The following is a 12158-nucleotide window of genomic DNA, read 5'->3' as shown; positions in this document are numbered from 1 at the left end:
CGGTACGTCATTAGATGGTCTGGATATGGCCTGTTGCGAATTTGAATTTCAGGATGGCCTGTGGTCCTACCAAATTCATGGAACAGAGACCCGTAGTTATCCGGAAGAGTTGTATAACCTTTTGAAAACCGGTGTTGAGCTTTCAGGTTTTGAACTAACAAAACTTGATGTAGAGTTGGGGCAATGGATGGGGAAAGCAGTCAAGTCGTTTATTGATAGCGCCAACTTTGAAGTAGATTTTATAGCCTCTCACGGACATACGATTTTTCATCAGCCCGAGCTGGGAATAACCAAACAGATAGGGGGTGGCAACATTATAGCCGCGGTAAGCGGAGTACCTGTTATATATGATTTTCGCTCTCTTGACGTAGCTCTAGGTGGACAGGGCGCGCCACTTGTACCCATTGGTGATGTAATGTTGTTTCATGAATATGATTATTGCCTTAATCTGGGAGGGATAGCCAATATATCATTTGATGATCATGGACAACGCCTGGCATATGATATTTGCCCCTGCAACATGGCATTAAACTATGTGGCAAATAAGAAGGGACAAGGCTTTGATGATGGAGGGGCAATGGCGAGAAAAGGGGAAGTAATAACCGATTTGCTGGAAATATTCAATAGTCTGGACTTTTATAGTCAACCCTATCCCAAATCCCTGGGGTATGAATGGGTAAGTGACAAAGTTTTAAAGGTACTAGATGTTTACTCCGGTAATTTGGAAAATGTAATGGCTACCCTGGTGGAACACATTGCGATTCAAATTGACCGTGCTATCACAAAGAAAGAAGAGACTCAAAAACTATTAATTACCGGAGGCGGGGCTTTTAATCAGTTTCTTATCGAACGGCTTCAGGAATACTTGAAAGATAAGGCTGAGGTTTGTATTCCTGACCGCACGACGATTAACTATAAGGAGGCCTTAATATTCGGATTTTTAGGCGTATTGAGATATCAGAAGCAGGTAAACTGTCTCCGAAGTGTCACTGGCTCAGGTAGGGATAATTGTGGTGGTGTGATTGTAAATCCCTTCCTTAGTTAGTTTAGCAGTTGAGCGCATTTGAAGAGACGGAAATCTTTTATAAACCAAAATACGATTAATATCATTTCGTTAGGTACCCGAGCCTGTTAGGTATGCTTGAGTTTTAGGAATGGTTTGGGCAATGATTAGAGATGGTTTCCAATCACTGGCAATGTCATTTACAGGAAAGTAAAACCTGAAAGTAAAGCTTAATTTCAGGCTAGTTTTGAAACTATTGGAGCAACCGTTCGTAAATTTTAACTTCTTAATAACCGTCCGAGATATTAGAAATTGATTGATATTCTATACCTTTGGGCGCGGTGGAGAGGTTGAGAGTGATATATTTACCGCAATAAACCTTATTGGAATTATTTTTTATTAAAAAGAAAAAGTCTTGGTGAGAAAAGCGCTTTACAACATTTTATTGGTCTTTATTTTTTCTTTTACCATTTCTCCATTACTTGGCGCTGCCAACACAACCCTGTCAGAACGTGTTGAAACAGAGGAAGTAACCGTACAGGATCAGCAACAGCACGGTGACGAAGAGCCGGTATACCCTGAAGAGGAAGCTCACCATGCTCCTCCCGGCTGGACAGTGATTCCTTTTGTGGTTCTTTTGCTGATGATTGCCACTGGCCCACTATTTTATGAGCACTTCTGGCATAAGAACTATCCCAAAGTAGCTATAGCACTTGCTGCTATGGTGGTTTTGTATTACTTATTTGTTTTGCATAATACCCATGGGCCGGTACATGCCCTTGCGGAATACGTCCAATTTATTGCACTTCTGGCATCGCTCTATATAGCCTCTGGCGGTATTATGATCGATATAGATAAGAGGTCTACTCCTGTTGCCAACGTTATATTGCTACTGGTTGGGGCGGTCATCTCTAACCTTGTAGGTACCACGGGTGCATCCATGCTTTTGATCAGGCCTTTTATACGACTAAATAAAACCAGGATCAGGGCCTATCACATTATCTTTTTTATTTTTATAGTAAGTAATGTCGGCGGGTCATTAACGCCCATTGGCGATCCTCCTTTATTTCTGGGGTTTTTGAAAGGTGTTCCGTTCTTCTGGACGATGGAGCACAACCTCTTCCCCTGGATATTTGCTCTGATACTTCTGCTGATTACGTTCTATATTTTTGATAAACGAAATAAATCCAACTATGGATTATCCGATGAAGAGATTACCTATACCAATAAGATAAAGCTGATAGGGATCAGAAACTTCTTCTGGCTGGCGGTAGTTATCGGATCTGTTTTTCTTGATCCCAATGTACTTGACTGGGTGCCTGCTATCGAATACGACGGGCAAAAGTTTTCTTTTTTAAGGGAGATCATTATGTTCTCTGTAGCCTTCTTTTCTTACAAGTTTGCCAATAAAAACGCTATTGCCGGCAATGAATTCAGCTTTGAACCGATTCGTGAGGTAGCATTTATCTTCATTGGTATTTTCGGCACCATGATGCCGGCGTTAGAGTTGGTTGGAGGCTTTGCAGCTTCCCCTGAAGGCTCCAAACTTATAAGCCACAATACACTTTACTGGGGTACTGGTATGCTTTCCGGTTTTCTTGATAACGCACCAACCTATATTAACTTTCTGACTGCTGCATTGGCCTCTCAGGGAGGTAGTATAAATACTATAACTGATGTAATAGCTTTCGCCGAAGGAGGAACCTTCTATGACAGTGTACTTGATCTCAAGGCTATTTCTATTGCAGCCGTATTCTTTGGAGCATTGACCTATATTGGGAATGGACCGAATTTTATGGTTAAGTCCATAGCTGAGCAGATTGGTATTAAAATGCCGTCATTCTTTGGTTACATCATCAGGTTCTCAATTCCTTTCTTACTGCCACTTCTGATTTTGGTGTGGCTGGTGTTCTTTGCTTTTGTTTAAGCTTTATACATGATCAATTATAACGACCGACAGTTCAGACCTGTAACTAACTCGGAAAATGGTGAGGTTGATGGTGAAATGACATTTCACTACAAGCAAAAGGGAAATGTTGTGACCTGCCGGTACTCAGGGGTCAATATTAAGGAAGGACATTTAATAGCGCTGGTAGATGAGAAAGGATGCCTCGACATGAGATACCATCAGGTAAATAACAAGGGTGAAATTATGACCGGTATATGCAAATCTACCCCTGAGGTTATTCCTAATGGCAAGATCAGGTTACACGAAGACTGGCAGTGGACTTCTGGTGATTTGAGCAAAGGCTCATCCCTTCTTGAGGAGGTATGAAGGATCAGGTGGAATTTTGAGGAGACACTAACTTAACTTTTCGCCTCTGTGTTTGACAGAAAGTTGATAATAGCAATCGGCAAAAGCAGTTGGCAACCTCCTATAAAACAACAATTGATCGCAAGTTTACTGATTTTCAGTTAGCAAGCTTCACATGTATGTTTTATTTTCCGATCCATTTACTCCACAGTTTTTTACGCCCCGGTATGAACCTTTACAAAATTCAGTGATTATTGATACTTCTTTTTATGTCTTTTGAAGTTTTTCTGAGGATCATCTCCATTATAATCCAGATCAACTTTTGCGGCTGCCGTTAAATCTACCCCCTTCAATATGGAAGGCAACTTGGCAGAAACTTCCCAGCCTTTTCCGGAAATAGAGATGTAAACGCCTCTCTCATTATCATAATAGACATCATGATCTTTAAAGAAAACGTACCGGGTCTTGGCCCGATAGCCGTGAGCCGGTGCCCACGGAGGTGGACCTACACTTTCTTTTGCTTTATACTTTTTTTCTTTGTTCTTGTTTTTCCCACTTTTACCCTGACAGAAGGAGTCAGTTTGGGTTGCCCAAACCATAAAAAGGGCCAACAAGAATATTCTTATAATTGTTTTGTTCATATGCGTTATGTTTTGGTGTAAATACTGTAGTTAGCTATTCAGTAACCAAAAAATGTAGCACTCTCTGTTTATTTGGTTTTAGGAATGAAGCCATATTTTAACTAAAATACTTGCGGATAGTTACATACTATATTTAGTAGCATGAGTCATGAGTGTAATCAGCTTAAGGGATATTGAAGTCAGGTTTAATTCAAAGCATGTCTTTGACGGATTTAGTTTGGATATTGGCCAAGGTGAAAAGGTCCGGATAAAAGGAAAGTCGGGAGCAGGAAAAACCACTTTATTTAAACTGATGTTGGGATTTTTGCAACCCGACGCAGGAGAAGTCCTGTATGAAGGCCAAAAACTTAATGGATCAACAGTCTGGAGAGCGAGAAAATCTATGGCTTATGTGAGTCAGGATATGAGCATCGGTGAAGGACTGGTAAAAGATTTTTTTGATGAGATATTTTCTTATGAAGCTAACAAACATTTGCAGGTTGACAGGGAAGACATTATGAAGTTGTTTAGGAAATTTTCCCTGAATGAAGAATTATATGAAGGCCGGATCCCGGAACTTTCTGGGGGTGAAAAACAGCGGATAGCCATTGTAATATCTATTCTTCTGGACAGACCTGTTTATTTACTTGATGAAATCACATCATCCCTTGACGAAGTATTGAAAGAAAAAATTGCTCAATATTTTTTAGGGTTAAAAGGGAAGACCTTGCTTATCATTTCACATGACCGGGTTTGGGAAAAGAATGATGTCAAATTGATCGACCTTGATAATTTAAGATGATATGGAAGGTTCGGAGGAAATATCAACATTAGCACTGGTTTTAGCTTACCTGCTGTTACTTATACCCGTGCTGTTAGCATACTATTTCAAGATCACGATTGTAAAGAGATTAGTTATCTCAGCCATACGAATGACCGGGCAATTGTTTGTAGTAGGTATTGCTCTTATATATTTCTTTGAGCTGGACAATAACTGGCTTAATGCTTCCTGGGTTATAGGTATGGTTGTTTTCGCAGCGGTGTCCACTGTCAATAACAGCGAGTTGAACTACAGGATATTCCTACCGCCAACTTTTCTGGCATTCCTGATATCTACTGGTCTTGTTCTCTGGTTTTTTAATGCTGTATTGGTAGATCTCGATAATGTATTTGATGCCCGGTACTTGATTGTCATTGGAGGGATGCTTCTGGGAAACTCCCTGAAAGGAGATATTATAGGCATTTCCAAGTTTTATGAGGATATTAAAAAAGATGAAAAGCGATATCAATATCACCTGGCAATGGGGGCAAGCCAGCGTGAGGTGGTTGTGCCTTTTTTCAGGGACAGTATGGCTGCCGCTTTAAAGCCTTTCATTGCCAGTATGGCTACCATGGGTCTTGTGTTTTTACCAGGTATGATGACCGGCCAGATCATAGGGGGAGAAGATCCTGCCACGGCCATTAAGTATCAGATTGCTATTATGTTGGCAGTATTTGTAGCTACTACTTTGAGTGTATCTTTAACTATTTTCATTACCTATCGCCGGGCTTTTGATAGCTACGGTATTTTGAAAAAGACGATTTTCAGAAAGAGTCGATAAAGACCTCCAAGGTTTTTGAAAACCTTGGAGGTCTTTTTAACTGTCTTCAAAAAAAATTAAGTGCGGGGGTGGTATTATTGACAAGCTGCCTGTCTTACCATTACCGTTAACTTAATTTTTTACATATGAAAAAAATATTAGCTGAAAAATTTTTGAGTCTGGTCTGTGCTGGTGCATTTGCGCTCTCACTATCCGGGTGTGGGGGTGATGATGACCCTACAACTGTTGATGAAACAACTTATGAGGTATCTGTAAATGGTGCTACAACTGCATCGGAAGATGATCCGGGTATCGGGTTCAAAATATCGTTAGATAAAGTAAACCAGACAGGCAGCAGTGTTAGTATAAAGTATACCCTTACAGGCACTGCAACTTCTGGTAGTGATTATACGGCACCTTCCGGAGTCGCCACCATTGCTGATGGCGACTCCGAGGTTACAGTGGAGATTCCTTTAGTTGATGATACAGATGTGGAGAGTGATGAAACTATCATTATTACGTTATCAAACAGCGGTTTTGACAGCAATATGTCTTTGTCTTCATCATCAACTCTAACTATCACCGTAACGGATAATGATACAGATGGTGGAGGGGGTACCTGTTCAAACGACAATTCTACTGATCAGGACGACCGGGGCTGCACTGAAACACCAGTAGCAAACCAATATGATGACAACACCATCAATATTTCTGGTAACCGGGAGGTGGTGACTAATGGAATTCCTACCCACGACTATAGAAATCAAATCCCAAATATAGTTTCGGAGCTGGATAACAGCACCAAGACCTATGAGTTTGATAACACACCTGCGAAGGCCGGATCTACTACAAATATCACCGGTAGTGATGGAAGGCCGCAGTGGAAATTTGGTGTAGCAAAAAATGGTGTAGCTATAGATCCTGCCCCGGCGGAGCCATTTATCTTCGAAAACCCTAACACGGGTGAATACAATTGGGATTGGGTAATGGAGCCTAACAACAATATGAATACAGTTGGCCTGGATTGTGCCATTGCCCATGTGCAGCCGGATGGTCTTTATCATTACCATGGCAATATGGGCATATACGCAGAGCAGCTATCTTCAGGTATCAGCACGGGTACGGTACCAGCGAGTTCTGTTCAAATAGGCTGGGCAGCAGATGGTTTCCCCATCCTTTACATGTATGGGCCAAATGCTTCAGGAACTGCTGTAGTTAAACTCACTTCCAGCTATCAGTTAAAATCAGGGGACAGACCTGGTGATGGGGTGACTGAACCATGCGGTGAATACAACGGAAAATATACCAATGATTATGAATATGTAAATGGCTCCGGAGATTTGGATGAATGTAATGGTATAGACCGAAGCATCACCCTTAGCACAGGCACCTACAGCTATTTTTATGTGATTACCGAAGAGTTTCCGGTTATATCCCGATGTATTGTAGGTACTCCTAATTCGTCATTTAAAATTGGACCATAATCAAATAAGGTCAGTGTGGGGTGGTATTAATTGTCACCTCACTGCTTATCATTTTTCAAAGTAATGGGAAAAAATTACATGTGTTGGTGATAAACGGGGGTAGTGTTTCGCCTTTACACTTAACCCCCGGCTTACCACACATTCAGCTCAAAGCTTTTGAATCCTACTATTTGTAAAAACGGAGTTTTAATTGATTATGAGATACTTACTATTAATATTGTTTGTTTTGTTTAGTTGTTTTGGATATGGCCATGATATTAGAATGGCCATATTTGAAATTTCAAAAGATAATAAAAACTATATACTGGATATAAGCTTTGATAAAAAGGACCTGGAAAGGTCACTGATTACCGCGTATCCCAAACTGCTCACGGCTAAGGATAACATGACCAGGGAAAGCTATATAAAGGATTACCTTGAAAGTAATTTTCAACTGGCTATTAATAATAACTGTGTCGTACCTAATATAGAAGCGGTAACATATGAGGATGAATACGTAAGGATTCACGCCACGCTTCCCATTAAATGGCAAAAAGTTGAAACCATCAATGTATTTAATACCTGTCTTTTGGATTACAATGAAGGACACTCAAATATTATTAAAGTCATGTTAAATGAGCGGACCAGGACATTTCGCTTGTCATCGGAAAGGATAACGACCGTTGTGGATTACCGGGAATAAATGCAACTCACGATCCACATCTACAGGTAGCTATAGTTAGATCTCAATAAATTACCACTGAGCAAAGCATCTGAAATATTTGTGGGAAATGACCTCTACTGGTGAACTACTACTTCATAGGACTTCCAAAAGCTTGCAAGGCACACCTCTCAGTTTTATTACCAGAAGAGTTCTTCACTAGCAGAAAAAAGAGTTGCAGTTAGTAAGACAACCATTTCTGTTATATCGCCGTCATCATTCTGGAAGTCAACAGATTGTATACTGCCTGATAGCTTTTATAAATTTAATGACTGAAGCTGGCGGCCACTAATAATTTTTTCAAGGGGTGGTATAAGATATGCAGAGACAACTGTTTTAATAATGAAACGAATACCAGTTTATATGAAAAATTTTCTGTTTTTGAATTACGCTGAAATTAAAGGTTATAGATTTAATTTGGTTACCAACGATCAACCGGTCAACCTAAAAGCATTTGTAAATACCGAACACCATCAGGAGGAGAATCTGATATTTGCCAACTACAGAGGTAAAATGGTAGGGGCTTTAAGGTTTAGGACAGCCGTCTTACCCTCCAGTATTTTCACGCAACCGGACGAATCCGGACTTGACGTTGAAAGGTCAAAGGAGTCGATTGTGGTTGATCTGTTAATTTTGAATTGTGATGCACTCCACAACGATATGATAATAGCCGGGCTATTGATCACTCTACAGAAGTATGCCAGGAAAAACGGATATGATTATTGCATAGGCTGTTCTCATGGAGATCTTTCTGAAATGGTAAGGCCAAATAAATTCATTAGCCGCGAGTCGTTTATGGAGTGCTCCAACAGTTCCGCCCATGTGATTGCCAACTCTGACAATCCTTTCCTACTTGATCTTCAGAGACCCTTTGTAAACTTTGGTTTTGTTGCCGCTAAAAAGCATAAGATAAGCCAGAGTAACGTTAAGCAGCGGCTTTTGGAAAACGCTGCTTAATCGGATTACCACCGAATGTTTAGCATAATGTTAGGGGCAAAACCAATGGCGTATTGCTGCTCCAGAGAGGTATTTGGGCCGAAAGTAAGGTAGTTTTCTGCAACAAAATTTTCTCTGTCGTAAGCATTAAGTAATGAGAGGCCAATAGAGCCATTCCACGATTTGATCCTTTTAGGAAATTTATATACAACCGCCAGGTCTAGTTGGTGTTGAACAGGGAATCTTCCCTCATTTTTTTGAGCAGTTACCGGTTGCTCAGGCTCCTGATTGCTGCCTTCTCCAGGAACAGGGAAAAAAGTATTGTTGGTATAAACAGGAACACCTGATTGATATTGCCAGCCTATGGAGAAGCTCCAGTTTTTGTATGGCAGTGTGGCATTTATATTTAGCGTATGTGGCTGGTCATAATAAGTTTCAAAAGAAAGAAGGTTAAGATCTTCAAAGTACATATCAGTGTAAGCATAACTGTAGCTGATCCAGGTATCTAACTTATTCCACTTTTTCTTTAACAGCACATCTATGCCATAAACGTCAAGGTCGCCTATAGCAGACCGGTCAGGGTCCGTGGGTGTTTTGTTTGATTTGAGAGTAGATAAATCAAATATATTTTTATGATAGAACTCGAAATCCAGCACGAAACTTCCCGGCCTCCAGATAGAGCCAAGCATCCATTGTGCACTTTTAATTACGGGTCTCTCATTGGAGGCCAGTTCCCATGTCAAATTTTCAATTTTGCTGTCTTCAAAGTCGAAATAGACATATTGGGTAATGTACTGGCTATACAGGCCATAACTTGATTTGACAGAAAAGTTACTTTTCAATTGCCAGTTTAAAAATAATCTTGGCTCTACCCTGAAGTATTCCAGCGGAGTATAGTAATTATTTCTGATTCCACTATTTACAGTTAGCTTGTTAAAAAGAGTAGTTTGATGATTGATAAAGAATGAGTGCAGGTAGGCTTCATTATGTGTATCGATGGATACTTCAGGGCGGTTGGGTCTGTTGGAGTATACAAAACCATCGATAGCATGCCGGTTCACCTGATAACCCAGGTTAAGGTTGCTATTTTTTTCTTGGTTCAGCAGTATATTTCCTTCTGCATTTATATAAAAGTCTTTTATGCGCTGCTCAAATAAGTTTGGAATATACGCAGGATTGTCTGCCGGATTTTGCGTTATAAGTACTTTCACCTTATAGTCGGAATATGTGGCGGACAATGTGGTATTAAACTTTGGGCTCCAATACTGGGACCAATCGGTGTTTAATCCATTATTTTTTAAAGAGTTATCAATACCCTGTACTAAGTTTCGTGTTTTGCTAAATACGCTGCCCTCCTGTGAATTATCAATAGCCAGAAGGCTCATGGATATATTGCCTTCTTTCATCTTATAGTTGGAACTGAAATTCAGATCATAAAAAGTGAAACTACTGTTAAGCACTTCCATATCTATATTCTCTTCTGCCCGGTTTATAATGGAATTTTGTAAGGCAAGCTCATTAAGTGCTTCAAGTTTAGGTGATTGCCATTCTCCATTATAGGTAGACCTGACTGATCCGGAAATGCCAAGTTTTTTTCTCACGGGTACTTCAAAAAAGGCAGAGCCATAGTAAGTGTTAATGCCCACGCCAAATCGGGCAGAGTCTGGTACGGATTTGCGGCTTTCCAACTTTATAGCCCCTCCAACCCTGCCACCAAGATCCGGGCCATAGCCGCTTCTGTATACCTCTACCTGGTCGACGGCAATTGGGTTGTAAGGAGAGATAGTACCAAAGTAGTGACCTTTATGGTAGATAGGAATATTGTCAAAAAGTACCAGCGTCTGATCAGTAGTGCTTCCACGTGTATGCAAATTGCCGGCTTTTCCATTTGGGGAAGATATCCCTGGCAGGGTTTTAATGGCCAGTAATATATCTCCGTCTGTTTCTCCGGGAAGCAAAGAAAGGTCATCAGTATTAATAATAAAGCTGTGGTCTTCATTGGAAAAGTCAATCCCGGAAGTGATATAGCTGGTGATTACTATTTCCCGGAGTGTGGTTTCCCCGAAGGTCAGTTCTACCTTTGGGCATTCATCGCCCAGCAAGCTTCCGGTGGTTATTTTTTTAGTGTCAAAACCAAAGTATTGAATGCTGACTGTGTCCTGAAAAGTCAGCTTTCCATCAAATTTTGCATAGCCATTTTCATCGGATATAATGTTGGTCAGCTTATTGTTCAGTATGATCTGCGCACCCTCCATAGGCATAGCAGTGCCGCTGTTCACTATTTGGGCACAAAAGTGATGGGAGGCCAGGGTTATCAGATAGGCGCCTTTGCCGGCTTCGCTGAAAGCCAGTCCTGTTTGATTTGAAATGTCTGCCAACTGCTCTTTAAGAGGCGCATCTGCTTCAAAGGAAACCTGAAGCCTTTCTGCCAGATCATCTGCATAGGAAAATGTTACGCTATGCTTTTTTTCAAGTTGACGAATGGCGGCTTTGAGAGATATTTGGCCGTACTGACAGTTTGCTTTCAGAGTCACTGAAAACAGGAATAAAAGCAGAAAGTATTTCTTAGCCATAAAAAGTGAAAATTACTGCAAGATAACAGTATCCTCATTTACTTCATAGCTAATATTCATCGGATCGCAAACAGCTTTTAATGCGAGGTTCACATCCTGCAATGAGTAGCTACCTGTAAAGTTTCTTGTCAGGTCTACCTTGTCAGTTTTGATTTTGATGCCAAACTGGGCCTCCATGGTTGTGAAAACAACAGATAGCGGAGTGCTTTCAAATCTTGTTATGGTTTGTGACCAGTTATGGTTTTGAAATTCGAACCCTTTTAATTCACGGCCTCTTACTCTGGCACCTCTACCTCGTGTTAATGTGATGGTGCTGTCATTGGCATCTACTTTTACTTTTCCATCGTAGCACATGACCGATGCAAAATCGTTAAAACTCTTGATCTCAAAAGCGGTTCCGAGCACTTCTACAGTACCTAGTTTGAAGTGTACCTTAAAGGGGGTGCCGCCCATATGCATTACATCGAAATGGCTGGTGCCCTCAAGGCGCAATTCCCTCGTATCCTCCCAGGTGTCCTTGTTGTATGATAACTGAGATGATGCGCCCAGGTGTACTATTGATCCATCGGGAAGCGTTATTTCTTCCACTTCTGCAACCCCTGTTTCATAAGTTACCACTGAACTTCCGGAAACAATGAAATAAGCAAAAGCAGCAGCCAGCAAGAGGAACGTTGCGGCCATTTTAAATATAGTACTCTGATACCATTGGATGGTTTTTGCAGGTGCTTTTTCCTGTTTTTCTTTTAACCTGCCATAGCTGGCGTCAATATCTAATTCGGGAAGTGTCCAGCTATCCACTTCGTCGAGAATGGCCCTGTATTTCTGAAAATCCGGGTCTTTACTTAGTTGATGTAGCTCATCCTTGCTCAATTCATTATTGATCAGGCGGAGTAACTTTTCATTATCGTATTCGGAGTTGTTCATACACTTATAGAACAGGTATGGTCAGCATTATACCACCCTCTCTTGAAGTTATTTTTTAAATTTTTCTATTATTTAAAATATCGA

The 12158-nt window shown here is 40.7% G+C and carries 11 protein-coding genes; 8 read left to right on the top strand and 3 right to left on the bottom strand.

Annotation, left to right across the window (positions count from 1 at the left end; translation table 11 throughout):
- The 3 genes from E1163_RS08210 to E1163_RS08200 form a co-directional block, all read left to right on the top strand.
- A partial coding sequence (locus tag E1163_RS08210; RefSeq protein ID WP_155170956.1) for an anhydro-N-acetylmuramic acid kinase occupies positions 1-1045 on the top strand: 1045 nt, incomplete at its 5' end.
- A 376-nt stretch (positions 1046-1421) separates the two neighbouring features.
- On the top strand, positions 1422-2930 hold the full coding sequence (locus E1163_RS08205) for a sodium:proton antiporter (protein WP_343033783.1): 1509 nt from the start codon (positions 1422-1424) through the stop codon (positions 2928-2930).
- A gap of 9 nt (positions 2931-2939) precedes the next feature.
- Positions 2940-3278 (top strand): avidin-fold protein, encoded by a 339-nt coding sequence (locus tag E1163_RS08200; protein ID WP_155170954.1) that lies wholly within the window; start codon positions 2940-2942, stop codon positions 3276-3278.
- A gap of 230 nt (positions 3279-3508) precedes the next feature.
- Here the strand turns inward: E1163_RS08200 and E1163_RS08195 are convergent, their stop codons facing one another.
- Positions 3509-3898 (bottom strand): hypothetical protein, encoded by a 390-nt coding sequence (locus E1163_RS08195; protein ID WP_155170953.1) that lies wholly within the window; start codon positions 3896-3898, stop codon positions 3509-3511.
- 148 nt (positions 3899-4046) lie between these two features.
- Here E1163_RS08195 and E1163_RS08190 point away from each other — a divergent pair, with 148 nt between their 5' ends.
- From E1163_RS08190 to E1163_RS08170, 5 genes are all read left to right on the top strand, one after another.
- Complete coding sequence (locus E1163_RS08190) at positions 4047-4679, top strand: ABC transporter ATP-binding protein (RefSeq protein WP_155170952.1); 633 nt, start codon at positions 4047-4049, stop codon at positions 4677-4679.
- A 1-nt stretch (position 4680) separates the two neighbouring features.
- Positions 4681-5478 (top strand): ABC transporter permease, encoded by a 798-nt coding sequence (locus E1163_RS08185; protein ID WP_155170951.1) that lies wholly within the window; start codon positions 4681-4683, stop codon positions 5476-5478.
- Positions 5479-5603: 125 nt separating this feature from the next.
- A complete protein-coding gene (locus E1163_RS08180) occupies positions 5604-6941 on the top strand; it encodes a YHYH protein (protein ID WP_155170950.1) in 1338 nt (445 codons plus the stop codon).
- Between the two features lie 196 nt (positions 6942-7137).
- Entirely contained in the window at positions 7138-7623 is a 486-nt protein-coding gene (locus E1163_RS08175; RefSeq protein ID WP_155170949.1) for a DUF6702 family protein, read from the top strand.
- Between the two features lie 381 nt (positions 7624-8004).
- Positions 8005-8598, top strand: a complete 594-nt coding sequence (locus tag E1163_RS08170) for a hypothetical protein (RefSeq protein ID WP_155170948.1) — start codon at positions 8005-8007, stop codon at positions 8596-8598.
- A gap of 5 nt (positions 8599-8603) precedes the next feature.
- On the opposite strand, the gene E1163_RS08165 is transcribed toward E1163_RS08170, so the two are convergent.
- Both E1163_RS08165 and E1163_RS08160 read right to left on the bottom strand, forming a co-directional pair.
- Positions 8604-11150 (bottom strand): TonB-dependent receptor plug domain-containing protein, encoded by a 2547-nt coding sequence (locus tag E1163_RS08165; RefSeq protein WP_155170947.1) that lies wholly within the window; start codon positions 11148-11150, stop codon positions 8604-8606.
- Positions 11151-11162: 12 nt separating this feature from the next.
- A complete protein-coding gene (locus E1163_RS08160) occupies positions 11163-12074 on the bottom strand; it encodes a FecR family protein (protein ID WP_155170946.1) in 912 nt (303 codons plus the stop codon).
- Between the last annotated feature and the right edge of the window lie 84 nt (positions 12075-12158).

It is taken from the genome of Fulvivirga kasyanovii (genome assembly GCF_009711405.1).
GTDB lineage: Bacteria > Bacteroidota > Bacteroidia > Cytophagales > Cyclobacteriaceae > Fulvivirga > Fulvivirga kasyanovii.
This window is presented reverse-complemented; position numbering and strand designations above follow the sequence as displayed.